Origin of the sequence: Aquabacterium sp., assembly GCF_036273115.1 — a bacterium.
Classification (GTDB): domain Bacteria; phylum Pseudomonadota; class Gammaproteobacteria; order Burkholderiales; family Burkholderiaceae_C; genus Aquabacterium.
On sequence record NZ_DASUIN010000012.1, the window covers coordinates 79,665 to 102,109 of the forward strand.

A 22,445-nucleotide genomic window follows, 5' to 3' on the forward strand; every position below is an offset into this window, starting at 1 on the left:
CATCCCTAATTTGTGATTTCGGACGGGGTCCAGTCAGCGCAATCCACCCGCTCAGGGCACCCCTTTTCGGTTCGGTGTAACCCTGAAGCGAGCCCGAATCAGTAAAATGCCGGGTTGCTCAAAAAATAGGCAAGAAGAGCCATGCTTTATCCCCAGGAATTCGATGTGATTGTGGTCGGCGGCGGCCACGCCGGAACCGAAGCCGCGCTGGCTGCGGCGCGCATGGGTTGCGCGACCCTGCTGTTGACCCACAACATCGAAACGCTGGGCCAGATGAGCTGCAACCCGTCGATTGGCGGCATTGGCAAAGGCCACCTGGTCAAGGAAGTGGACGCGTTGGGTGGCGCCATGGCGCAGGCGACCGACGAGGGGGGCATTCAGTTTCGCATTCTGAATTCCAGCAAAGGCCCTGCTGTGCGCGCCACGCGGGCCCAGGCCGATCGCATTTTGTACAAAGCCGCCATTCGTCGCCGGCTGGAGAACCAGCCCAATTTGTGGCTGTTCCAGCAGTCGGTCGACGACCTGATGGTGGAGGGCGACCGCGTGGTGGGCGCCGTGACCCAGGTGGGCATTCGCTTTCGCGCGCGCGCGGTGGTGCTGACCGCCGGCACCTTCCTGGATGGCCGCATTCACGTGGGCCTGCAGAACTACAGCGCGGGCCGGGCGGGTGATCCGCCGGCGGTCTCGCTGTCGGCTCGCTTGAAAGAGCTGAAGCTGCCGCAGGGGCGCCTGAAAACGGGCACGCCACCCCGCATCGATGGCCGCAGCATTGACTTCACCAAGCTCAGTGAGCAACCCGGTGATGGGGTGGGGCTGGTGGGCCGCTGGGGCGAATCGGCCCCCACGGGCCCGGATGTGCCGGTGTTCAGCTTCCTGGGGACACCCGATCAGCACCCGCGGCAGTTGCCGTGCTGGATCACGCACACCAACCAGCAAACCCACGACATCATCCGCTCCGGTTTTGACCGCAGCCCGATGTTCACGGGCGTGATCGAAGGGGTGGGGCCACGGTACTGCCCGTCGATCGAGGACAAGATCAATCGGTTTGCTGACAAGGACTCGCACCAGATTTTTCTGGAGCCCGAGGGCCTGACGACCAACGAGTTCTACCCCAACGGCATCAGCACCTCGCTGCCCTTCGACATCCAACTCAATGCCCTGCGCACCATGCCCGGGCTGGAGAATGCCTACATCTTGCGCCCCGGCTACGCGATCGAGTACGACTACTTTGATCCGCGTGAGTTGAAGTCCACCTTTGAGACCAAGGCCATTCAGGGGCTCTTCTTCGCGGGGCAGATCAACGGCACCACGGGTTACGAGGAAGCCGCGGCCCAAGGTTTGTACGCGGGGGTGAACGCGGCCCTGCAGGCGCAAGGCAAGGAAGCATTCACCCTTCGCCGTGACCAGGCCTATCTGGGCGTGCTGGTGGATGACCTCATCACCAAGGGCGTGACCGAGCCTTATCGCATGTTCACCAGCCGGGCCGAGTTCCGCCTGCAACTGCGGGAAGACAATGCCGACATGCGTCTGACCGAATTGGGTCGCGAACTGGGCTTGGTGGATGACGCTCGCTGGGCTGCCTTCAATCGCAAGCGCGATGCTGTTTCACGTGAAACACAAAGACTGAAGTCGACCTGGGTGCGGCCCGCCACCTTGCCTGCTGCCGATGCGGAGCGTTTGGTGGGCAAGGCCTTGGAGCGTGAGTACAACTTGGGCGATTTGCTGCGCCGACCTGGTGTGGACTTTGACAAAGTCTGCGAGGCGGCGGGCATTGCGGCTGCCCAGCAAGCAGCGCTGTGGGCCGAGGCAGGGCGAACCGCTTCGACCGAGGGGGGCGATGTTGTTTCACGTGAAACCATCACCCGCGAGGGCTTGCGCGCAGAACTCGGGGCCGCTTTGGCAGATGCCGTGATCGAACAGGTCGAGATCAGCGTGAAGTACGCCGGCTACATCGACAAGCAGAACGATGAGGTGGAGCGCGCGGCCTATTACGAGAACCTGAAGCTGCCAACCGACCTGGACTACATGCAGGTGTCGGCCTTGAGCATCGAGGCTCGCCAGAAGCTGAGCAAGCACAAGCCCGAAACCCTGGGGCAGGCTTCACGCATTTCAGGCATCACCCCGGCGGCGATTTCCCTGCTGCTGATTCACCTGAAGAAGGGGCGAGCCAAGGGTTTTGTGTCTCAACAGGAAGCGGCGGAGTCGGGTGCATCGTCTGCCTGATGAGGTGTTCAGGCGGGTGGACTCGCCTGGGGGGGGCGCAGTCAGAGTTCTGCGCGCTGGCGCCCAGCGAGCGCGTTTCGGCGCACAATTTGAATGACTTGGCGAGTCAATTGGGCGTGGCTCAGTTGAGTGCAATGGGTTTGATACGAGGCCGGGCCAATCGGATCCGGCCTCGTTTGGTTTGAGAAGGTATCGGGGTGAGCCTCTTGGGCGCGGCCTCATGGAGACAGTATGGCAATGGGAAAACGGGGGCCTGCGGGTCGGCGCGGCGGGGTCGATCCGACGGTGGTGTCGGCGTATGAGCTGCGCGGCGGGAAAGTGAGTGCGCCTCGAAAGGACGTGCCCACCGTTCGCAAGCCGCCGGCTCGCCCGCCTGTGGTGTGGTCGCAGGCGCAGTGGCTGGACGCCATGGCGCCCGTGCTGTCGCATGTGGGGCTGGTCTTGTCTGACCAGCAGCGGCAGCAATTGGCCGATTACATGGTCATGCTGGCGCATTGGAACGGCACCTTCAACCTGACGGCCCTGCGTGATCCCCAGGACATGCTCACGCATCACTTGGCGGACTGCCTGGCGGTGCTGGGGCCCCTGGGGCGTCATTTGGCACAGCGACCCGCGACCGACTTGCTGCGTTTGCTGGATGTGGGCAGTGGGGGTGGTTTGCCTGGGGTGGTGCTGGCCATCGTGCGCCCCGACATTCAGGTGACCTGCGTTGACACGGTTGGCAAGAAGGCCGCCTTCATTCGTCAAGTCGCAGCCGAGTTGCATGTGCCGAACCTGCGGGCGGAGCATGCACGCGTGGAGCAGCTGAAAGGCCAATACCAGGTCATCACCTCGCGGGCGTTTGCTTCTTTGGCGGACTTCGTGTCGCTGACCCGAGAGCTGCTGGCACCGCAGGCGGTGTGGATGGCCATGAAAGGCAAGCCTCCCGCGGAAGAGCAGGCCCAACTGCCTGCTGACGTCGATGTGTTTCACGTGGAACCATTGCAGGTGCCCGAACTGGATGCCGAGCGCTGCGTGGTCTGGATGCGCTTGAAGCAGGCGTAAATTTTTCATTTCTTCGGGTTTTGGCGGTCAACCGACCGATGAGGTCGGGGGTTAAGGGGGTGTTGCCCCATACTTTCAGGAGAACCTTTCATGGCGAACACCCTCTTCAAGCGCATTGCTCTGGCTGCCACTCTGATGACCGCTTCGGCCGTTGCGATGGCTCAAATGGCCCCAGCTCCCGCTGCGCCCGCAGAGCCCGCTGCCGCCCAAGCCCCTGCCGCCGCAGCCAGCAAGGCTCATCACAAGGCCAAGCACCACGCTGCCAAGCACAAGGCCGCTCACAAGAAGGCTGCGGCTCACAAGGCCAAACACAAAGCCAAGCACAAGAAGGCCCACGCCGCACACGCTGGCGCCAGTGCAGCACAGTGATCCAGAACGGATCTGATCCACGAAATGGGCCTGCGGGCCCATTTTTCATGGGCGACCGCTGCCTTTCTGGGGGGAATGTGTTCCCCCAGCCTCGGCCGGCTGTAGGAATGGCGTGATCAGCCGCGATAATTCCAACCATGCCGCACATCTTCTGCATTGCCAATCAAAAGGGTGGGGTGGGCAAAACCACCACCACTGTCAACCTGGCCGCTGGCCTGGCCAAAATTGGTCAACGGGTGTTGATCGTGGACCTGGATCCCCAGGGCAACGCCACCATGGGGTCAGGCGTTGATAAGCGCACCCTGGGCCAGACGGTGTACGACGTGTTGCTGGAAACAGCCACGATTGCGCAGGCGCGGTCGCACAGCGAAAAAGCGGGGTATGACGTGCTGGGTGCCAACCGCGAACTGGCGGGGGCAGAAATTGAATTGGTCAACCTCGAGCGCCGCGACCGGCGCCTGAAGACGGCCATCGAGGCGGCCGCAGCCGACTACGACTTTGTGTTGATCGACTGTCCGCCCTCGCTCAGTTTGCTCACCTTGAATGGCCTGACCTGTGCGCACGGGGTGATCGTGCCCATGCAGTGCGAGTACTTTGCGCTGGAAGGGCTGACCGACCTGGTCAACACGGTCAAACAGGTGCATGCCAACTTGAACCGCGACCTTCAGCTCATCGGGCTGTTGCGCATCATGTTCGACCCTCGTATCACCTTGCAGCAGCAGGTCAGCGATCAGCTCAAGGCCCACTTCGGCGACAAGGTGTTCGACACGGTCATTCCGCGCAATGTGCGCCTGGCGGAGGCGCCTAGCTATGGCCTGCCCGGTGTGGTGTTCGACCCCAGCAGCAAGGGGGCGCAGGCTTTTCAGGCCTTTGCCAAGGAGCTGGTCGAGCGCGTGGCCAAAGACCAGGCGGCCCGGGCCAAGCGCGTCTGATGCCGGTCTGAACGCGAACCCCGACCGCGGATGCCGCGGGCGGTCAGTTCGCCGGGCTCAGCGGCTGTTGCAGGCCGTTGGCCAGCAATTCGTCGAGGCAGCGCAGCAAGGCCAGCACATCGACCGGTTTGGTCAGATAGTCGAGGAAGCCATGGCGCTGGGCGGCTTGCAGGCTTTCGGGCAAGGTGTCGGCCGTCAAGGCCACGCGGGCAATGTCTCGGGTGTCGGGGTCTTGCTCCAGGGCCTCGACCAGATCGAAGCCACTCATGTCGCCCAGGTTCAGATCGACCAGCATCATGTCGGGGCGCTGCTGCTTCGCCTGTTCCAGAGCCGAGCTGCCATCGGTGGCGACCACCAGTTCCCACTGGGGTCGCATCTTGAAGGCCTGCTCCACGAGCAACACGTTGATTTCGTTGTCCTCCGCATAGAGCACGCGGATGGGCCTGACCGCTGCCGCCGGGGCTGGCAAGGCGGCGGGATCCGCACCGGAGGACGGTGGCGGAGGCGGCAAGCGGTCCAGCCGGATGTCGGTGTGCGTGACCATGGTCGTGACCGCAGGCGGTGCCGGGGCCTCCAACTGCGGCGTGCGCAGGGCACCTTGGCGTTGCTCTGTGACGTCGGCCGTGTAGCCGTACCAGGCGGTGCTGCCATCGGGCAAGGCCTGGGCGACGGCCTCCCCCGACAGCCAGCGCAAGCCCTGGGTGGGGTGGATGATGCGGTACTCGTATTGCACAGGTTGGCTCTGGTGCTGCAGCGAGGCTTCGACCAGACGGGTGACCGTGTGCAGGTCATCGGGGTGGACGCGCTTGTAGTGCGTGGTCCAGTTCAAGGTGGTGCAGGCCGGGTCGACTTCGTAGAGCTGCGCTGCGCGGGTGCTGGCGTAAAGCAGTTGCGGCTCGCCCTGGGCGGGCAACAGCACCTTGTAGATGGCGCCGGGAATGTGATCGAGGCTGCGCAGCAGAACATCGCGTTCGCGCAAGCTGCGTTCGATGTGCTTGCGGGTGCTGATGTCGTGCAGGACCGCCACGGCTTGGCAGGCCTGGCCCTGGGCGTCGCGCAGCATCGAGACGTGCCACTCGACCCAGATGATCTGGCCGTTTTGCTTCAGGCAGCGCTGCTCGAGTCGAAAGGATGGCAGGTGGCCATCTTGCAGGCTACGCCAATGGTCGAGTTCGGAAGACAGGTCGCCCGGGTGGGTGAGGGTGTGGCAACGGGTGCCGATGAGGGCGTCGCGTGCGTAGCCCAGCAAGAGGCAGGCTTTGTGGTTGATGGCCTGGATGTCGCCCTCAGGCGTGAGCAGCAACTGCCCGCAGGCACTGTGTTCAAAGACGGCTTCCCACAGCGCAGCCGCAGGCGCTTCGGGATGTGCCCGGAAGGCCTCGCTGGGATCGTGCGCGAGCGGGGAAGACTTGCCGGACATGGTGCCAAACCTCAGCACTTGACTCATACAAAGATTGTTGCATCTTGCAACACTTCTTGGGTGTGCAAGCGCCACTAGGATAGGGGGCATGACAACCCTCAATCCGTGTTTACCGACCCTCGTTTTATTGTCTGACTGGCACGATTGTGCCTGCGATGGATGGCAATTGGTATGGCCTTTGAGCCATTCGGATCAGGCTCGCTGGATCAAAGTCGAGCAAGACGACTGGCAATGGCCGCGCCGAGGCGACTGGATGATGCAATTGGACGAGGCCTTGCTGGCCGACACCTCGTTACAGGACCGCCCCGCGGTGCTGGTGGCGCAGGGCCTGGGCTGCCATCTGGTGGCGGCATGGGCCACGCACTCCCGGCATGTGGGCCGGGTGGCGGGCGCCTGGCTGGTGGCCCCGCCTGACCTCGATGCGCCCGAACGGCTCGAAAGCCTGCCGCCTCAGTTGCACGGATGGGTGAAGGTGCCGCGTTTGCCTTTGCCTTTCCCGGCACAGGTGCTCGCCCCCACCGATGCGCCCGACAGCTCATTGGCCCGTGCGCGTGAGCTCGCGGCGCATTGGCGCGCCGACTTTGTGACTCTGGACGAGCCCGCTGCCGCAGTCAAAGGCCCCTGGCCCGAAGGCTGGCCTCGCCTGCAGGGCTGGCTGGCCGAACGCCCCCAGACTTAGAGGACAATCACGCCCTATGGCAACCAAGAAATCCAAAGGCCTGGGCATGGGCCTGGAAGCCCTGCTGGGCCCCAAAGTCGAGGACACCCCTGCAGCAGCGGGCGGTGAAGGCGCACCCACGACCTTGCGCCTGGACGTGATGCAGGCCGGCAAGTACCAGCCGCGTACGCGCATGGACGAAGGCTCGCTGTACGAGCTGGCCGAGTCGATTCGCTCGCAGGGCATCATGCAGCCCATTCTGGTTCGCCCGATTGGCGAGGGCCGCTACGAAATCATCGCGGGTGAGCGGCGTTCGCGCGCGGCGCGCCTGGCAGGCCTGTCGGAAGTGCCGGTGCTGATTCGCGAGGTGCCTGACGAAGCCGCGGCCGTCATGGCCCTGATCGAAAACATCCAGCGCGAAGACCTCAATCCGCTGGAAGAGGCTCAGGGCTTGCAGCGCCTGACGCAAGAGTTTGGCTTGACCCACGAGCAAGCCGCGCAGGCGGTGGGGCGTTCGCGCAGTGCAGCCTCGAACTTGCTGCGCTTGCTGAACCTGGCTGAGCCCGTGCAAGGCATGCTGATGGCCGGCGACATCGACATGGGTCATGCCCGTGCGTTGTTGTCGCTCGACAAGGCCCAGCAGATCACCACGGCGCACGAGGTGGTGGCCAAGAAGCTCAATGTGCGCGAGGCTGAGAAGCTCGTGGCCAAAGTACAGGGTGCGGGTCGCCAGACGCCTTTGCTGCGCGTCAAGCAAGACAAGTCGCGTGATGTGGTGCGTCTGGAAGAAGAGCTGTCGGACCTGCTGACCGCGCAGGTGGAAATCAATGTCAAGCGCAAGACCAAGCGCGGCGAGCAGGGCGAGATCACGATCCAGTTCGGCAGTCTGGACGAGCTCAATGGCCTGATCGACAAGCTGCGCGGCGGTCCTCAGGACTGATTCGTGCGGACCTTGCCCTGGCCGGCTCCGGCCTTGTTGAGCTGGGCGGCGGCCTGGGCCCTGGCCTGGGCCTTGCGCCAGGCACAGGCCCCTTTGTGGGCGGTGCTGGCCTTGCCTACGGCGATGGGCGCGCTGCTGGCCCTGTGGCCCCGTGTGGCCGACACCACCTGGCGCCGGGTTTTTGTGGCCGCCGGCTTTCCGATGTCGGTGCTGGCCTTGGGGCAGGGCGGCGGCTTGCCCGCATGGGTGTGGCTGGCGCCCCTGGCTTTGCTCTTGCTGGCCTACCCCATGCGGTCGTGGCGCGATGCGCCGGTGTTTCCCACCCCGCACGATGCCTTGCTGGACTTGCCCGCACACCTGCCCCTGCCCGATGGCGCTCGCATTCTGGATGCCGGCTGTGGCCTGGGCGATGGTCTGGTGGCTTTGCGCCGGGCCTATCCACATGCCCAATTGCAGGGCGTGGAATGGAGCTGGATGTGGTGGGCGGTGTGCGCTGTGCGCTGCCCTTGGGCGCGCGTGCGCCGCGGCGACATGTGGGCGCAAGACTGGTCTGCGCTGGACGTGGTCTACCTGTTTCAGCGCCCCGAGACCATGCCGCGAGCCTGGGCCAAGGCGCGCCAGAGCATGAAGCCGGGTGCCTGGCTGGTCAGCCTCGAATTCGCCGCCACCGATGAACGTGGCCGGATCGTGGCCCCGACCGCGCAGTTCAATCTGGCGTCAGGCAGGCCGATATGGGTGTATCGCCTGCCGCTTGTGCAGGCTCGGCAGGGCCCGTCTACACTGCGGGCTTGATCCATTGAAAGAACCCATGTCCGCGCCTTTCTCGACCGACGAGTTCCGTTCTGCCCTGGGGCAGTTTGCCACTGGTGTCACCATCGTCACGGCGCGCGATCGAAACGGGCATCTGGTGGGGCTCACGGCCAACTCGTTCGTGTCGGTGTCGTTGGAGCCGCCTCTGGTGTTGTGGTGTTTGTCGTCGAACTCCTCGGCATTGCCGGGCTTCCAGGCGGCCACGCACTACGCCATCAATGTGCTGGCGGCAGACCAGCGCCCCCTGGCCGAACGCTTTGCTCGCAAGGGCATTGACCGTTTCGAGGGCACGGCCTGGCGGCCAGGCTTGACGGGTGCGCCCATCATTGAAGGCGCGATTGCCGTGTTCGAATGCACCCACCACCAGATGGTGCCTTCGGGCGACCATGTGGTGCTGATTGGCCGCGTCGAGCATGTGCAGCGCCGCATTGGGGCGCGTCCGCTGGTGTTTCACGGCAGTCGTTTCCTGACCGACCTGCCGACCTGAACCGGGATCAGTCAGGCGCGTGGTGACGGGCGCAGTGGTCTAGCAGGCGAAGCAGGCGCGCTACTTCCAGCGGTTTGCTGATGTAGTCGGCAAACCCGCGTTCACGCGCTTCTCGAATCTGGTCGGGCATCACATCGGCTGACAGGGCCACACGCGGAATGTTGGCGGTGGCCGGATGGTGAGCCAGGGCGTCGGACACATCGGTGCCATTCATGTCGCCCAGGTGCATGTCGAGCAGCAGCAGGTCTGGCGGGGAGGCCATGGCCATTTCAATGGCCTGGGCGCCGTTGTGGGCGATGTCGAGGTGCCATTGTGGCCGCATGCGCAGCACCTGGCGAACCAGCTCGACGTTGATGGGGTTGTCTTCCGCGTACAGCACGGTCAGCCCGCCGCCGTTGAGCGCATCGAGCCCACCGAAGCCTGACTGGCGCGGTCGCAAGATGGTGTCCGATGAGTCATCCTTGACCTGGTTGTCAAGGTAGGCCTGGGGCAGGCGAATGCGGAACTGGGTTCCGATGTCCGGGGTGCTGCTGACCTCGATGCGGCCCTGCATCAACTCCACGAGCCGCTTGACGATCACCAACCCGATGCCTGTGCCTTCAATGGCGGTGCGCTCGGCGCCCAGTCGGTTGAAGGGTTCGAAGAGATGGGCTTGCTGGGCTGGGCTGATGCCTCGGCCAGTGTCGCTGACCGAGATCACGACTTCGCCAGACACCGCCATGGCGCTGAGCATGATGCGGCCTTGCGGTCGGTTGTACTTGATCGCGTTGGACAGCAGGTTGACCAGGATCTGGCGCAACCGCACGGGGTCGACCATGGCGCGGAGATCCAACTCGGGCCGGGTGAGCTGCAACAGCAGGTGGGCTTCCTGGATCTGGTTCTGGACCAGCGCGCAGGCCTCCTGCATGACTTCGTCGATCGACGTGGGGGCCAGGGCCAGGGGCATGCTGCCGGCTTCGATCCGCGACAGGTCCAGCACATCGGTCAGCATCGCCAGCAAATGGGCACCCGCACGTTCGATGTGCTGCACCTTTTGCAGCTGGCTGTCGTTGAGGGGGTAGCGGGGGTCGACCCGAAGCAGTTGGGCAAAGCCCAGCATGGCGTTGAGTGGCGTGCGCAACTCATGGCTCATGCGTGAAAGGAATTCGGTCTTGGCCTGGCTGGCGCGCTCGGCGGCCTGGGCCGAACTCATGGCGTTCTGATAGCGCAAGCGTTCGCTGATGTCTTCGACGGCAGACACAAAATGCAGCGGTGTTCCTTGTTCGTCGCGCACCAGCACGGCCGTCAGTGCCACGTGAACGGTCTGCCCATCGGGGCGCACGTAGCGCTTGTCCATCTGGTAGCGGCTTTGCCCGCCGCGAACCGTCGCGTCCAGCAGGGCCATGTCGGCGGCGACGTCTTCCGGATGGGTCAGGTCCATCACGCTCAGGCCCGGCAGCAGGTCGCGGGGGCGGCCCACGATGTCGGCAAAGCGCTGGTTCACCTCCAGCAGCTTGCCTTGGGGCGAGACGCGTGCCAGGCCCACGCCGGCCACCTCGAAGATGTCGCGGTACTGCTGCTGATTGGCGCGCAAGGCCCCCGCCGTTTGCGACAGGGTGTCGATCGATTGCTGTTGGGCTTGTGCCAGCTCGGCCGTGGCCAGCAAGCCGGCCACGAGTGCCAGGCCCACTTGCATCGACCGCAGCAAGGCTTCGTCGTAGCCTGCGGCGCGGTTGGCCAGCGCCAGGACGCCGACGAGACGGGTGCCGTGCCGCAAAGGCCAGCCCATGACGCTTTGGAGCCGCTCGTCGCGGGGGGCGGGCTGGATCCAGGCTTGCTGGTCACGCAAGACGGTGTCCCAGACCTCACTCTGTTCGCGCAACAGGGCATCGCCACAGCCGCCCATCAGTTTGGGCTCATCCGGGTCGGGTGGCGTTACCAGCGTGGCGGCGAAAGCCAGGGGGCTGCCTGTCCAGGCCTTCAGGGCTGGCAGCAGGCGGTCCAGAATGGCCTTGGGCGTGTCGTGTGGCGACGTGCGCGAGGCCAGGGACAGGGCGACATCTGTGAAGGATGCACCTTGGGTGTCGGTGGATGCAGTCAGCATGCAAAGCAGCAATACAGTCACCACCGATGAGGCCTGGCGCCAGCGCCAGGTGTACTGCTTTGCAGGTGGTGGCGTACCCGCGGGGGTAGTTTACTGTTGGGCGGCCGCCTGGGGTGGGGTTTCGGGAGGCGGAGCCCCTAGGTTGTCCTGAAAACCGATGACCACCGATCGTGCGCGCCCCTCGGCTTTGGCTTGATACAACGCTCGGTCGGCGCGTTCGAGGGTTTCCCTCAGGGACTCCCCCTCAGGATGGCAGGTCACGCCCGCCGAGAACGTCACCGGCCGTTCCGGCAGCGTAGGCATGGCCGCTAACTGAAGCCGAATGCGCTCGAGTGCCTGCAGCATTTGGTCCGGCCCCGGGCCATGACCGGGCATCATCAACAGGAACTCTTCGCCACCCCAGCGGGCGAGCACATCGGTCTGGCGCAGCACGCTGACCGCGCACAGAGCAAAGTCTCGCAACACCGCATCGCCCACATGGTGGCCGTAGTGGTCGTTGATGTGCTTGAAGTGGTCCAGATCGATCAGGGCCAGGCAGAAGCCTTCGCCGGTGCGGGCCTGGCGCTCGCGTTGCAGATCGAGCAATTGCAGCATGTGTCGGCGGTTGACCAGCCCGGTCATGTCGTCTCGGATGGCGACTTCCTGCAGCATGGCCAGTGCCTGGCGCAACTCGACTTTCTGCTGAATCATCCGATGTCGAATGCGGGCAATGTAGTACGTGACGGCGGAGATGGCCGGCAGAATCAGCGCGCACAAGACGAACTTGATCAGGGCCGTTCGGCCATCGAGTTCTCCGTGTTCAAGCCACACCATGCCTGCCACGGTGGCACCCAGCCCGATGATGGTCAGGGCTCCGATGATCAGCACCTGTCGCGGCTCCAGCGTGAACACGCCCAGAATCAGCAACAAGGCGACCAGGGGCAGCACGGCCTCCCGGATGGGGCCGGCCATCACGTAGCCGGCCAGAATGGCGCCCAGCGCGAAGATGCTCTGAGGCACGTCCAGGCCAGGGTAGCCGATGCGGGTGGACCACCCGCTGCGCACCAACCCATAAAACACGAGCACACCGCTCCAGACATAGAGCAGCAGCCAGTACACGGGTTGGGCGGGAACGAGGCCCATCTTCACACTCAGCGCCAGCACGATGGAGCCAGCCGCATAGCCATAAATGGCGAACCAGCTGAAGATCAGCCGAGACCGGATCTTTGGGTCTCGGCTGATGAACACATCCGTGAGTCGGCGCAAAGTGTCACTCATGGCTGGTCGGGAGGCTCCTGTTCGACGCTGTCGCGATCGTCGATGACGGTGCAGTTGCGTCCTTGTTCCTTGGCACGGTACAGGGCCTTGTCGGCGCGCTCGATGCAGGCGTGCAGCAGCTCGCCTTCCAGATAGCCGGTCATGCCAGCCGAGAAGGTGATGCGCAGGTCGGGCTGCGAGGGCAGCAGCGGGGTGTCTTTCAGCGCCGTGCGCGCTCGCTCCAGTGCGATGTTGGCCACCTCGGCGGTGGTGTCGTTGAGCAGCAGCAGGAATTCTTCGCCGCCCCAGCGGGCCAGGATGTCGGTGTCGCGCAGGGCGCTTTCCACCACACTGGCGAACCGGTTCAGGACCTCGTCGCCCACGTTGTGGCCGTGCGTGTCGTTGATGCGTTTGAAGTGGTCCACGTCGAGCAGGGCCAGATAGAACTGGTGGTGCCCCGAGCGCAGCAGGCGCTTCTGGTGCTGGTTGAGCACTTCCATCATGTGACGCCGGTTGATCAGGCCGGTCAACTCGTCGCGGGTGGCCAGCTCCTGAATGCGGTCGACCGCCTCAGCGAGATCTTTTTTCTGCTGCTCCAGGCGCAGTCGCAGGGCGCTGAACTGGGCAGCCAGCGTGGAAATGGTTGGCAGGATCGAGGCAATCAGGATGAAATGCGCAATTTCCAGCGTCAGCGGATAGTGAATGGGGTCGGTGGCGCTCTTGTACACAATCGTGCCAGCCATGACCAGCACGGTAAAGGCCCCGACGATCTTGGCCGTGCGCGACTGCAGTGCAAAAATGCCGAAAATCATCACCAGGGCCAGCAGGATCAAGGTCGAGCCATGAACCGGGCCGGTGACTGCATACGCCGTGATGCCGATGGCCAGCCCGGTGAGCACCTGCGGCAGGGTCAGCGACGGGTCTTGAAAGCGGCGGTTCAGCCCGGTGCGCAACACCGTGTACCAGAACGCCAGATTGACGACCGCCGCCGTGCACAGCCACCACATGCTGCGGGGAGCCACGAAGCCCGCCCAACTGGAATAAACCAGCAGGACAACGCAAGCCACATAGGAATAAGCTGCCATCAGCGATCGCATGATGCGCAATCGCTGTTTGGGGTCTCGGCTGAGCACCCAGTCCGACAGTGGCAGGATGTTTTGAATGGGCATGATGCAACGCGATGCCAAGCACCGTGAATCGGTTTCGGCTGTTTGTCGGCGGTCTTGAGGACAGCCTGCGGTTTTTTCTGTCCGTTTGCTCCATTCGGTCGGGCATTCAAATTTATTGAAACGACCCGTGAAGTCGCCACAACCCCCAAGTGGTGAGCAGTCCTTAATCTTTCAACCATGGCAGCCGCTGAGGCAGCCCCCCGGAGAGCCAACCATGTCCCAGCTTTCACCGACACCATCTTCGCGTTACACCCTGCCGGCCATCGTCCTGCATTGGGCGCTGGCTCTGGGCATCCTGGGCGCGTTTGCGATGGGCGTGTACGTGGAAGACCTGCCACTGTCACCAGCCAAACTCAAGCTGGTGAACTGGCACAAGTGGGCAGGGGTCACGATCTTGTTGCTGTCGGTGGTCCGATTGGCCTGGCGCCTGAAAAGCCCGCCGCCGCCGCTGCCGGTGCGCATCGAAGCCCTCATGCCACGTTGGCAGCAGGTGGCCCACCATGCCACCCACCACCTGATGTACCTGCTGTTTTTCGTGGTGCCGCTGGCGGGATGGGCCTACAGCTCGGCCAAGGGCTACCCCGTGGTGTGGTTCGGTGTGCTGCCACTGCCGGATCTGGTGGCCCCCAACAAGGAACTGGCCGAGACGATCAAGGAAATCCATGCGATCGCCGCGTTTGCCCTGATCGGTCTGGTGGGCTTGCACGTGGCAGCGGTGGTGAAACACCAGCTGATTGACAAGGACGGTCTGCTCGACCGCATGCGCCCTGGGCGCTGAACACCGAAGGAGGGTGAACATGACAAGGCACATGACAAGCTGGTTGCGCACCGCCGTGCTGGCAGGTGCGGCCCTGGGCCTGGCGCCAGCGTATGCGCAACAAACCCTGGTGCCGGCGCAAAGCGAGGTCACGTTTGTGGCCAAGCAGCTGGGCGTGCCCCTGCAAGGCCGTTTCAAGACGTTTGCGGCCCAAGCGGCGTTCGACCCGCGCCAGCTGGCGTCCAGCAAGATCGGGTTTCAGGTCGATCTGGGCAGCGTGGCCCTGAATGCCGAAGCCGATGCGGAGCTGGGCAAGCCCGAGTGGTTCAACACCGCGCGCTTTCCCAAGGCGGTGTTCCAGTCCACCGCCATTCGCCAGGTCGGCCCGGGCAAGTTCGAGTTGAGCGGCAAGCTCAACATCAAAGGCCAGGCCCGTGACGTGGTGGTGCCCGTGCAACTGACCCAGGCCCAAGGCCTGAGCACGGCCATCGGGGGCTTCACCCTCAAGCGTCTCGATTTCAAGGTGGGCGATGGCGACTGGGCCGACCCCTCCATTGTCGCCAACGACGTCCAGGTCAAGTTCAAGTTGGTGTTGCAAGGCGTGCCCGCCCTGTGAGCCCGTCCTGAGAGTCCGTTTTCTCGGGCCTTTGTTTTCTCCCTCCCTTTTTTGACAGGAGCCTTTCCATGAACCGCACATTCGTTCAAGCCGTCATCGCCTCGTCTTTGCTGGCCTCGGGCGCCGCCATGGCCGCGGCCGACACCTACGCCATCGATCCCACCCACACCTTCGTGACCTTTGAAGCACGCCATTTCGGCACCTCGACCAACCGGGGGCGTTTCGACAAGAAGTCGGGCACGGTGTCGATTGACCGGGCCGCCAAGACCGGCAAGGTGGAAGTGACCCTGGAAACCGGTTCGATCAACACTGGCACGGCCGCGTTCGACACCCACCTCAAGAGCAAGGACTTCTTCAACGCCGAAGCCTTTCCCAAGGCCACCTTCGTGAGCGATCGCGTGGTGTTCGACGGCGACAAGGTCTCGGCCGTGATCGGCACGCTGACCCTGCTGGGCAAGCCTCAGACCGTGACGCTGACCGCCAGCAACTACAACTGCTACCAGAACCCCATGCTCAAGCGCGAAGTGTGCGGGGGCGATTTTGAAACCACCATCACCCGCAGCAAGTTCGGCATGGATTACGGCATTGCCTACGGCATTCCCGACAACATCCGCCTGCTGATCCAGATCGAAGCGGTCAAGCAGGACTGATGGCGCGCTGACCCACGTTCACACTTGAACGTTGCTGCTGTCTTGCGGGAGGTTGAGGCGATCGACCACCCGCGAGGTGGCGATCTGGAACGACTGGAAATGCAGTCCGACCTGCTCGGCCACAGGCTGCAAGGCGGCCCAGACCTGATCGGGGTGATCGACCGTGTCGGGGTTCAGCAGCAGGGCATCGACGGCTGCGCCAATGGCGAGCAGCTTTTGCACCGCAGGTCGCTCGTGAGCCCATTGACTGGGCACATGCGGGCGCGCGCGTACGCCGTCCGAGATGTCTTTCGACAAGCCCCAGGCCTGGCACAGTGCGGCGCCCAGCGCCGAGTGGCTCACACCAAAGGCTTCGATTTCAGCGGCGCACAGCAGGGCCTCGTCGGGCTCGGCGCTCAGGCTGGCGTAGCGCTGGCGGTCGTACGCAAACAGCACGGCGCGGCCACTTTCGGCGAACAGGCCCAGGGTATGGGCATGCCAGGGGTCCATGTCCAGCTGACGGGCAATGCGGCCCATGGCCAGGCCACGCACACCGGCGCGGTCCCAGATGGTTTGCAGCAGGGGGCTGGGCGGGAAGGCGCCGCGCAAGCCAATTTCGTAGGTCAGGCCCGCGACTTGGGCCATGCCCAGATAGCGAATGCCATCGTGCACGCTTTCCACCCGCTTGAGCAAACCGAACAAGGCCGAGTTGACGGTGCGCACCACGGCGGCCGATAGCGCCATGTCGGTTTCGATCAACGAGGCCATCTGGTCAATCGAGGCATCGTCATCGGCCATCAACAAAGACAGCTTGACCAGCGTCTGCGGACAGGCAGGCAGGTCGATGTTCAGATTGCGCAGCTGGGGAGAAATGCTCATGACAGACTCACGGAAAGTGGTCTGAGTCTAGGCCGACCCGGCGCGCAACCAAAGCCCAAAGTACGCTGGCAAAGACCGCCTATCTCGAATCGTTCACGGTCGTTACCACTCTTTCAATTGAGCTGGGACACCAATGGGCTGCTGCGCCGGGTGTAGCCGGGCAGACCCTGGCTGCGGCGGAACTCGCTGGGCGGCATGCCTTTCCAGCGGCGGAAGGCTTCGATGAAGGTGGTGACGTCGGCATAGCCCAGGCGCTGGGCGATTTCGCCGTGCGTCAGGCTGGCACGGGTCATCAGTTCTTCAGCCAGCGTCGAGCGCACCTCTTCCAGCAGGCTGCGGAAGGTGGCGCCCTCAGCCGTGAGATGGCGGCGCAGGGTGCGCGAGGTCATGTGCATCTCGGCGGCAATGTCTTCCATGTCGGGAATGCGGCCGGGCGTGCGCAACAGGCGGTCGCGCACCTTGGCGGCCATGCCGCTGCGGGCATAACGCGCCTCGATGAGTTGGCGGCACATCTGTTCGCAATGACTCAGCGTCTGGCTGACCGGTTCGCTCAAGGGTTGGGTGAGGACGTCGGCCGGCAGCAGGCTGCCGTCCTTGCTCATGCCGAACAGCGGGCGAATCCCGAAAAACTCGGTGTAGGCCGCGACCACCTCTGGCGCGGGCTCGGCGCGCTGCATGCGCACCTCGGTGTAGGGCAGGGCGCGCCCCAGCACATCGCGTTGCAGGGTCAGGATGGCGGCACGATCGCGGTCGAGCGCGAACTGGCGGATGTCGGCCGGCAGGTGATCCGCTTCGTAGGAGGAAACCAGGTGCTGCCCCAGTCGTTCGGTGCGCAGGCGGGTCAGCAGCAGTGTCTGGCTGAACATGCGGGTGGCCATGTTGATGGCGCTGACCATATCGGGGCTGCTGACCACCGCGTAGGCCCACAGCCCGAAGGTGTGCAGGTGGTAGCGGCTGCCAGCCAGCAGGCCCAGCGTGGGATGCTGGGGCAACAGGGTCACCAGGTTGCGGATCAGCTGAACCTCTTGCAAGGCTTCAATCTGCAATTGGTCGTTGTTCAGGTCATCGCGACTCAGCCCGGTCTGTGCCAGCAGGGCGTCCATGTCGGCACCCTGCTCCACACCGACTTGGGTGAGGATGCGTGCGGTGATCACGCTGCGGCGTATGTCCCAAACGTTGGTTTTACTGCTGGATTTGCTGCTCATGACCGGGACTGCTCTAATTGTTGTAGCAACGAGAGTCCCATTATGTGTGTCGGGATTGTCAAATGGTGTGACATCCCCCTTGGATGCGACTTCAGTTTAGGTGCCTAAACTTTCGTCTTTCCGGACAAGTACCAAGCCCTTCAGGTACTCCCCTTCGGGGAAGGTGACGGTGGTGGGGTGGTCGGAGGTGGCTTCCAGCCGCTTGAGGATGTAAGCGTCCACTTGCGCGTCCATGCCTGCGCCGGCGACGATCTTGTGGAACAACTCGGCCCCAATGCCGCCCGAGCACGAGAAGGTCAGCAGCAAGCCGCCGGGGTTCAGCAGCTTGAAGGCCAGGCGGTTGATGTCTTTGTAGGCGCGGCTGGCGCGGTCGGCGTGGGCGGCGCTGGGTGCGAATTTGGGCGGGTCCAGCACGATGGCGTCAAAGGTGCGGCCTTCCTTGATGAAGCGGCGCAGCGTGCCGTTCACGTCAGCGTCCAAAGCGGTGTGAGCGCTTGCTTCGTAGCCATTCAGCGTTACGTGGGCGTTGGCGCGTGCCAGGGCCGGGCCGGAGGAATCCACGCTGGTCACCTCGGTGGCGCCACCTTCGAGGGCCGCCACGCTGAAGCCACCGGTGTAGCTGTAGCAGTTCAGCACGGTCTTGCAGTTGAACTGTTTGACCAGTTTGGCAAACAGGCCGCGGTTGTCGCGCTGGTCCAGGTAGTAGCCGGTCTTGTGGCCCTCGGCCACGTCCAGCGTCAGCTTCCAGCCGTTTTCGGTGATGGTGACTTCGGTGGGGCGGCGGCTGCCGTCCGCTGTTTCGGGATGGCGCAGCCAACCCGTGACAGGCTGGAGACCTTCCAGGCCGCGCACACCGGAATCGGAGCGCTCATACACATAGGGGCAACCGGTGGCCTCCACCAGGGAGTCGGCAATGGCGTCCTTCCAGCGCTCGGTGCCGGCGCTGAGGAACTGGGCGCTGAGGATGTCGTCGTACTGGTCGACGATCAGACCGGGCAGGCCGTCGGCTTCGCCGTGAATCAGGCGGATGCCATTGCTGTCGATGCCCAGGCGGCGGCGCAGGGCCACGGCTTGTTGCACGCGGCGGGCGAAGAAGGCGGCGTCGATGCGTTCGTCTTCATTGAAGCTCCAGGCGCGCACGCGAATTTGTGAGCTCGGGCTGAAGGCCGCCCAAGCGAGGAATTTGCCGTCGTGCGACTGCACGCGCACGGTTTCACCCTGGTCGCCACCCCCCTTGGCAATGCTGCCGTGAAACACCCAGGGGTGTCGGCGCAGCAGGGAGCGTTCTTTGCCTTCGCGAAGGGTGATGACTTTCATGGCGGGACTCGTGGCCTGAGACAGGCAAAAAAGGGCAGGGATGCAGAACCCGCCATTGTCCAACAGCCGGGCGGGTTTGGGGGCTTTGGAAAGGGTGTCTGGCGGCTCAGGCTGCAGCCAATCGCCACAAGGACGTGACTTCGGCCGCGCGGGCGCGGTGCAGCGGGTCGGTGGCGTCGCTGGCTTTGGGGTGCTTGGGGCGAGCGTCCAACCGGCCTGCCACCACCAGCCCCGCCTCGCTGATCCACTGCAGCAACTGCTCACGTGTGCGCAAACCCAGGTGCTCGGCCAGATCAGACAGAATCAGCCACCCCTCGCCATCGGGACTCAGGTGGGCTTTCAGTCCGGCGAGGAAGCCACGCAGCATGGCGCTGTCGGGGTCATACACCGCGTATTCGACCGGCGAGGTGGGCCGGGCCGGCACCCACGGTGGGTTGCACACCACCAGCGGGGCCTGCCCAGCGGGGAACAGGTCCACCTTCTGCAGGTCGACCTGTTGGATCAGCTTCAGGCGCGTCAGGTTGTCGCGAGCGCAGGCCAGGGCCCGATCCGACTGGTCGGTGCCGATGACGCGGGCCACCCCGCGCTGAGCCAGCACCGCCGCCAGCACACCGCTGCCGGTGCCGATGTCGAATGCCAGATCGGCCTGGGGCGGCAAGGGGGCTTGGGCCACCAGGTCAATGTATTCGCCGCGCAGAGGTGAAAACACGCCGTAGTGCGTGTGGATGCGGCCTTTCAGTGCCGGAATCTCGACGCCCTTCTTGCGCCATTCGTGCGCGCCAATCAGCCCAAGCAATTCGCGCAGCGAGGTCACGTAGGCTTCGGTGCCAGGGCCATAGGCTTCCAGGCAGGCTTGCTGCACATCGGGCGCGCGGCGCAGGGGAATGGTGTGGTCGGCGTTGAAGGGAATCAGCAACATGCCCAGAATGTGAGCGCGCTGCCCCTGCTGCTGGCGGTGCTGGTGGAAAGCCTGAGCCGGGGTGTCTGGCTGTTGGCCCGGCTTGCCTCGGCGTGGGGGCTGGCGGTCCAGCCGCCGCATCAGGGCCTGCAGCAAATGCCTGGCGTTTTGAAAGTCGCCTTGCCACAGCAGGGCCGTGCCTTCACAGGCCAACTTGTAGGCTCGATCGGCGGGCATGCGGTCGTCGGCCAGCACCACACGCTTGTGCGGGGCGAGGGCGGCTTCCGAGCGCCACAAGGCCTCGTGGGCGGTGTGGTCGGCGTCGGTCCAGTGAAGGCGGGGGGCGGTGTTCATGCGGCGGCCAGTGTACGGGCACTCACTCGTCCGACCCGGCCGAGCCGCTGGGCTTGGCCCGCGGGTGCGCCGCGTCATACACCTTGGCCAGGTGCTGAAAGTCCAGCTTGGTATAGACCTGGGTGGTGGTGATGTTGGCGTGGCCCAGCAGTTCCTGCACCGCGCGCAAGTCGCCGCTCGACTGCAGCAGGTGGCTGGCAAAGCTGTGGCGCAGCATGTGCGGGTGCACATGGGTGGGCAGGCCCGCTTGTTGCCCGATCTGTTTGAGCCGGTTGCGCAACTGCATGGGCGTCAGGCGGCGCCCCAGGCGGCTGAGGAACAGGGCCGGGTCTTGCGGTGGCTTGAGCTGCTCGCGCACCGCCAGCCAGTGCTGCAGGGCCTTCATGGCCGCCTGGCCCACGGGCACGATGCGGCGCTTGCTGCCTTTGCCCAGCACATGGGCTTCGGCGGCCTGCCAATCGATCCAACCCGCAGCCTGTGTGGACGCTTGTACATCCAGGCCGAGCAACTCGGCACTGCGCAGGCCGCTGCTGTAGAGCAACTCGATCATGGCCTGATCGCGCGCGTGCAGCCAGGGCGCTTCGGCCTCGTTGCGGGCATGGGTTCCCGTGGTGGGCAGCGGAGGGGCTTCGGCCAAGGCCACGGCCTGGTCCACCGCCAGGGCTTTGGGCAGGGGCTTGGGGGCTTTGGGCGCCTTGATGCCCTCGGCCGGGTTCAGGCTGCACAGCCCCTCTTTGCCTAACCAACGCCACAGGCCGCGCCAGGCCGCCAGGGTGATGGCGATGCTGCGGGGACCGAGGCCTTGCGCGTGAAGGCGCGCCATCCAGCCGCGCACGTGATGGGGGCGAACCTCCGCCAAAGCCAGTCCATCGCGATCAAGCCAGGCCAGCAAACGGTCGAAAGCCTCACCGTACATCGCCACGGTTCGGTCGGCCAGCCGCTTTTGCACCGTCAGGTATTGCAGGTGCTCGCGGATCAGGTCGGCGGAGGGGCGGGGGTGCATCTGGGCATTGTCTCGCAAAGCCGTGAAACCTCGCTTCGCTTGGTTGGAAGGTGCTTGCACCTGATTGGTGCATTGGCGCCGCCGCGAGCTGACAGCTCCGAAGCGCCACGTTGGTGCATGCCATGCCGCAACAGGGCCAGCTGCCTTGGTGGCGCGACCTGGCACGCACCTTGCGATGTATCCCGCCATAAGGAGGCAGCCTCGCAAGGTTGTCTGTCGAAAGGGTCGCTAGGGTTCCGATGCTGTGCAGTGGTCGCCACACGCAGCGTGACTGGTCCGAGAGCGACCGGCCTCAAACACCCTCGAAGGTGTTCAGGCTCCACGGCGGGACAAAAGCCCGGGAGGAACACTTCGAGACGAGGTGGCCTCCTGGATTTTTGTCTCACTCATGCCTGGAGTCCGTGATGTCCAAAGCCTTCCTGTCTCGTCTGTCTTCGTGTGTCGTGGCGGGTGCCATGGCCGCTTCTGCCTTGTTCGTGGCCGCACCGGCGCATGCCGAGGTCAAGGTCGGCGTGTCCGACTGGCCGGGTTGGGTGGCCTGGTACGTGGCCGAGCAAAAGGGCTTCTTCAAGAAGCATGGCGCCGATGTGAAGCTGGTCTGGTTTGCCAACTACACCGACTCGATCTCGGCCTTGTCGGCAGGGCAGTTGGATGCCAACTCGCAAACCTGGTCTGACACCATGGGCCCCTTGGCCAAAGGCGTGCCCATCAAGACCATTCTGGTGAACGACAACTCGGCGGGGAATGACGCCTTGGTGGCGGGGCCCAAGATCAAGCGTTTTGCCGATCTGAAGGGCAAGACCATTGCCCTGGAAGAGTTCAGCGTGTCGCACTTCGTGTTGGTCAATGCTTTGGCCAAGAATGGCATGAAGGTGTCTGACGTGAAGATCGTCAACCTCTCGGCGGGAGATGCCGCCGCCGCCTTCATGAGCGGCCGGGTGGACGCGGCCGTGGTCTGGAACCCCTGGATTCACCAGATCGAAACCAGTGGCAAGGGCAAGGCCTTGTTCACGTCCAAAGACCTGCCGGGGCTGATTCCTGATCTGCTGGTGGCGCAGGAAAAATCGATCAAAGCCAAGCGCAAGGATCTGGTCGGCATGATCAAGGCCTGGTTTGACACGGTGGCCTTCATTCAAAGCAACCCCGACGAGGCCGCTGCGATCATGAGCAAGATCGTCAGCCTCAAGCCCGAGGAATACAAGGTCTTCTTGCCCGGCACCCGTTTCTTCGATGCCAAGTTGAATCAGGAAGCCATGGGCCCGGCCACCCAGCCACTGTCTTTGTTGGGTGTAGCGCCCACCGTGGTGCGCTTCCTGACTGACAACAAGCTCATCGAAGGCACACCCGATGTGAGCAAGGGCATTGACGCCACCCTGCTGGCCGATGCACTGAAGAAGTAAATCCAAGGCGCCGGCG

General features: G+C 64.1%; 21 protein-coding genes and 1 riboswitch. Of the genes, 12 read left to right on the plus strand and 9 right to left on the minus strand.

What is annotated here, in order from left to right:
• Positions 1-141 precede the first annotated feature (141 nt).
• The 4 genes from mnmG to VFW72_RS05030 all read left to right on the plus strand — a co-directional run bounded on the left by mnmG (position 142) and on the right by VFW72_RS05030 (position 4,568).
• Positions 142-2,223, plus strand: a complete 2,082-nt coding sequence (gene mnmG / locus VFW72_RS05015; protein WP_329673173.1) for a tRNA uridine-5-carboxymethylaminomethyl(34) synthesis enzyme MnmG — start codon at positions 142-144, stop codon at positions 2,221-2,223.
• 408 nt (positions 2,224-2,631) lie between these two features.
• The gene (gene rsmG, locus VFW72_RS05020; RefSeq protein ID WP_329673322.1) at positions 2,632-3,267 is read left to right on the plus strand and encodes a 16S rRNA (guanine(527)-N(7))-methyltransferase RsmG; all 636 of its coding nucleotides are present in this window, start codon (positions 2,632-2,634) and stop codon (positions 3,265-3,267) included.
• Positions 3,268-3,357: 90 nt separating this feature from the next.
• On the plus strand, positions 3,358-3,636 hold the full coding sequence (locus VFW72_RS05025; protein ID WP_329673174.1) for a hypothetical protein: 279 nt from the start codon (positions 3,358-3,360) through the stop codon (positions 3,634-3,636).
• 137 nt (positions 3,637-3,773) lie between these two features.
• Positions 3,774-4,568, plus strand: a complete 795-nt coding sequence (locus tag VFW72_RS05030) for a ParA family protein (protein WP_329673175.1) — start codon at positions 3,774-3,776, stop codon at positions 4,566-4,568.
• Positions 4,569-4,611: 43 nt separating this feature from the next.
• On the opposite strand, the gene VFW72_RS05035 is transcribed toward VFW72_RS05030, so the two are convergent.
• Positions 4,612-6,015: a PAS domain-containing protein gene (locus VFW72_RS05035; RefSeq protein ID WP_329673176.1), complete on the minus strand. Its 1,404-nt coding sequence runs from the start codon at positions 6,013-6,015 to the stop codon at positions 4,612-4,614.
• A 61-nt stretch (positions 6,016-6,076) separates the two neighbouring features.
• Here VFW72_RS05035 and VFW72_RS05040 point away from each other — a divergent pair, with 61 nt between their 5' ends.
• The 4 genes from VFW72_RS05040 to VFW72_RS05055 are packed head-to-tail and all read left to right on the plus strand — an operon-like array spanning position 6,077 to position 8,883.
• Complete coding sequence (locus VFW72_RS05040) at positions 6,077-6,667, plus strand: RBBP9/YdeN family alpha/beta hydrolase (RefSeq protein WP_329673177.1); 591 nt, start codon at positions 6,077-6,079, stop codon at positions 6,665-6,667.
• A gap of 16 nt (positions 6,668-6,683) precedes the next feature.
• Positions 6,684-7,586, plus strand: coding sequence for a ParB/RepB/Spo0J family partition protein (locus tag VFW72_RS05045; RefSeq protein ID WP_329673178.1), 903 nt, complete (start codon positions 6,684-6,686; stop codon positions 7,584-7,586).
• A gap of 3 nt (positions 7,587-7,589) precedes the next feature.
• On the plus strand, positions 7,590-8,378 hold the full coding sequence (locus VFW72_RS05050; protein WP_329673179.1) for a class I SAM-dependent methyltransferase: 789 nt from the start codon (positions 7,590-7,592) through the stop codon (positions 8,376-8,378).
• Positions 8,379-8,394: 16 nt separating this feature from the next.
• Positions 8,395-8,883, plus strand: coding sequence for a flavin reductase family protein (locus VFW72_RS05055; RefSeq protein WP_329673180.1), 489 nt, complete (start codon positions 8,395-8,397; stop codon positions 8,881-8,883).
• A gap of 7 nt (positions 8,884-8,890) precedes the next feature.
• Here the strand turns inward: VFW72_RS05055 and VFW72_RS05060 are convergent, their stop codons facing one another.
• The 3 genes from VFW72_RS05060 to VFW72_RS05070 form a co-directional block, all read right to left on the minus strand.
• Positions 8,891-10,966 carry an ATP-binding protein gene (locus VFW72_RS05060; protein WP_329673181.1) on the minus strand — a complete coding sequence of 692 codons (2,076 nt, stop codon included), beginning with the start codon at positions 10,964-10,966 and terminating at the stop codon, positions 8,891-8,893.
• A gap of 90 nt (positions 10,967-11,056) precedes the next feature.
• Complete coding sequence (locus tag VFW72_RS05065; RefSeq protein ID WP_329673182.1) at positions 11,057-12,223, minus strand: GGDEF domain-containing protein; 1,167 nt, start codon at positions 12,221-12,223, stop codon at positions 11,057-11,059.
• The gene (locus tag VFW72_RS05070) at positions 12,220-13,371 is read right to left on the minus strand and encodes a GGDEF domain-containing protein (protein ID WP_329673183.1); all 1,152 of its coding nucleotides are present in this window, start codon (positions 13,369-13,371) and stop codon (positions 12,220-12,222) included. The genes VFW72_RS05065 and VFW72_RS05070 overlap by 4 nt, the downstream gene beginning before the upstream one ends.
• A gap of 214 nt (positions 13,372-13,585) precedes the next feature.
• On the opposite strand from VFW72_RS05070, the gene VFW72_RS05075 reads away from it, so the two are divergent.
• The 3 genes from VFW72_RS05075 (at position 13,586) to VFW72_RS05085 (ending at position 15,394) form a co-directional block, all read left to right on the plus strand.
• On the plus strand, positions 13,586-14,149 hold the full coding sequence (locus VFW72_RS05075) for a cytochrome b (protein ID WP_329673184.1): 564 nt from the start codon (positions 13,586-13,588) through the stop codon (positions 14,147-14,149).
• 19 nt (positions 14,150-14,168) lie between these two features.
• A complete protein-coding gene (locus tag VFW72_RS05080) occupies positions 14,169-14,744 on the plus strand; it encodes a YceI family protein (RefSeq protein ID WP_329673185.1) in 576 nt (191 codons plus the stop codon).
• 68 nt (positions 14,745-14,812) lie between these two features.
• Positions 14,813-15,394, plus strand: a complete 582-nt coding sequence (locus tag VFW72_RS05085) for a YceI family protein (protein ID WP_329673186.1) — start codon at positions 14,813-14,815, stop codon at positions 15,392-15,394.
• 18 nt (positions 15,395-15,412) lie between these two features.
• Here VFW72_RS05085 and VFW72_RS05090 read toward each other — a convergent pair whose 3' ends face one another.
• The 5 genes from VFW72_RS05090 to VFW72_RS05110 all read right to left on the minus strand — a co-directional run bounded on the left by VFW72_RS05090 (position 15,413) and on the right by VFW72_RS05110 (position 21,029).
• Positions 15,413-16,252 carry an HDOD domain-containing protein gene (locus VFW72_RS05090; RefSeq protein ID WP_329673187.1) on the minus strand — a complete coding sequence of 280 codons (840 nt, stop codon included), beginning with the start codon at positions 16,250-16,252 and terminating at the stop codon, positions 15,413-15,415.
• 113 nt (positions 16,253-16,365) lie between these two features.
• Positions 16,366-17,457, minus strand: coding sequence for an AraC family transcriptional regulator (locus VFW72_RS05095; protein ID WP_329673188.1), 1,092 nt, complete (start codon positions 17,455-17,457; stop codon positions 16,366-16,368).
• Positions 17,458-17,553: 96 nt separating this feature from the next.
• Positions 17,554-18,774, minus strand: coding sequence for a class I SAM-dependent rRNA methyltransferase (locus VFW72_RS05100; RefSeq protein WP_329673189.1), 1,221 nt, complete (start codon positions 18,772-18,774; stop codon positions 17,554-17,556).
• A gap of 106 nt (positions 18,775-18,880) precedes the next feature.
• The gene (locus tag VFW72_RS05105) at positions 18,881-20,026 is read right to left on the minus strand and encodes a class I SAM-dependent methyltransferase (RefSeq protein ID WP_329673190.1); all 1,146 of its coding nucleotides are present in this window, start codon (positions 20,024-20,026) and stop codon (positions 18,881-18,883) included.
• Positions 20,027-20,048: 22 nt separating this feature from the next.
• Positions 20,049-21,029, minus strand: a complete 981-nt coding sequence (locus VFW72_RS05110) for a tyrosine recombinase XerC (RefSeq protein ID WP_329673191.1) — start codon at positions 21,027-21,029, stop codon at positions 20,049-20,051.
• A 217-nt stretch (positions 21,030-21,246) separates the two neighbouring features.
• A riboswitch (guanidine-I (ykkC/yxkD leader) is annotated at positions 21,247-21,375 on the plus strand.
• A gap of 58 nt (positions 21,376-21,433) precedes the next feature.
• On the opposite strand from VFW72_RS05110, the gene VFW72_RS05115 reads away from it, so the two are divergent.
• Positions 21,434-22,429: an ABC transporter substrate-binding protein gene (locus tag VFW72_RS05115; RefSeq protein ID WP_329673192.1), complete on the plus strand. Its 996-nt coding sequence runs from the start codon at positions 21,434-21,436 to the stop codon at positions 22,427-22,429.
• Positions 22,430-22,445: the final 16 nt, after the last annotated feature.

Excerpts from the sequence above, each read along its gene's own strand:
- mnmG (WP_329673173.1), top strand. The coding sequence starts at position 142 with ATGCTTTATCCCCAGGAATTCGATGTGATTGTGGTCGGCGGCGGCCAC.
- rsmG (WP_329673322.1), top strand. The coding sequence starts at position 2,632 with ATGGCGCCCGTGCTGTCGCATGTGGGGCTGGTCTTGTCTGACCAGCAG.
- VFW72_RS05025 (WP_329673174.1), top strand. The coding sequence starts at position 3,358 with ATGGCGAACACCCTCTTCAAGCGCATTGCTCTGGCTGCCACTCTGATG.
- VFW72_RS05030 (WP_329673175.1), top strand. The coding sequence starts at position 3,774 with ATGCCGCACATCTTCTGCATTGCCAATCAAAAGGGTGGGGTGGGCAAA.
- VFW72_RS05035 (WP_329673176.1), bottom strand. The coding sequence starts at position 6,015 with ATGAGTCAAGTGCTGAGGTTTGGCACCATGTCCGGCAAGTCTTCCCCG.
- VFW72_RS05040 (WP_329673177.1), top strand. The coding sequence starts at position 6,077 with ATGACAACCCTCAATCCGTGTTTACCGACCCTCGTTTTATTGTCTGAC.
- VFW72_RS05045 (WP_329673178.1), top strand. The coding sequence starts at position 6,684 with ATGGCAACCAAGAAATCCAAAGGCCTGGGCATGGGCCTGGAAGCCCTG.
- VFW72_RS05055 (WP_329673180.1), top strand. The coding sequence starts at position 8,395 with ATGTCCGCGCCTTTCTCGACCGACGAGTTCCGTTCTGCCCTGGGGCAG.
- VFW72_RS05060 (WP_329673181.1), bottom strand. The coding sequence starts at position 10,966 with ATGCTGACTGCATCCACCGACACCCAAGGTGCATCCTTCACAGATGTC.
- VFW72_RS05065 (WP_329673182.1), bottom strand. The coding sequence starts at position 12,223 with ATGAGTGACACTTTGCGCCGACTCACGGATGTGTTCATCAGCCGAGAC.
- VFW72_RS05070 (WP_329673183.1), bottom strand. The coding sequence starts at position 13,371 with ATGCCCATTCAAAACATCCTGCCACTGTCGGACTGGGTGCTCAGCCGA.
- VFW72_RS05075 (WP_329673184.1), top strand. The coding sequence starts at position 13,586 with ATGTCCCAGCTTTCACCGACACCATCTTCGCGTTACACCCTGCCGGCC.
- VFW72_RS05080 (WP_329673185.1), top strand. The coding sequence starts at position 14,169 with ATGACAAGGCACATGACAAGCTGGTTGCGCACCGCCGTGCTGGCAGGT.
- VFW72_RS05085 (WP_329673186.1), top strand. The coding sequence starts at position 14,813 with ATGAACCGCACATTCGTTCAAGCCGTCATCGCCTCGTCTTTGCTGGCC.
- VFW72_RS05090 (WP_329673187.1), bottom strand. The coding sequence starts at position 16,252 with ATGAGCATTTCTCCCCAGCTGCGCAATCTGAACATCGACCTGCCTGCC.
- VFW72_RS05095 (WP_329673188.1), bottom strand. The coding sequence starts at position 17,457 with ATGAGCAGCAAATCCAGCAGTAAAACCAACGTTTGGGACATACGCCGC.
- VFW72_RS05100 (WP_329673189.1), bottom strand. The coding sequence starts at position 18,774 with ATGAAAGTCATCACCCTTCGCGAAGGCAAAGAACGCTCCCTGCTGCGC.
- VFW72_RS05105 (WP_329673190.1), bottom strand. The coding sequence starts at position 20,026 with ATGAACACCGCCCCCCGCCTTCACTGGACCGACGCCGACCACACCGCC.
- VFW72_RS05110 (WP_329673191.1), bottom strand. The coding sequence starts at position 21,029 with ATGCACCCCCGCCCCTCCGCCGACCTGATCCGCGAGCACCTGCAATAC.
- VFW72_RS05115 (WP_329673192.1), top strand. The coding sequence starts at position 21,434 with ATGTCCAAAGCCTTCCTGTCTCGTCTGTCTTCGTGTGTCGTGGCGGGT.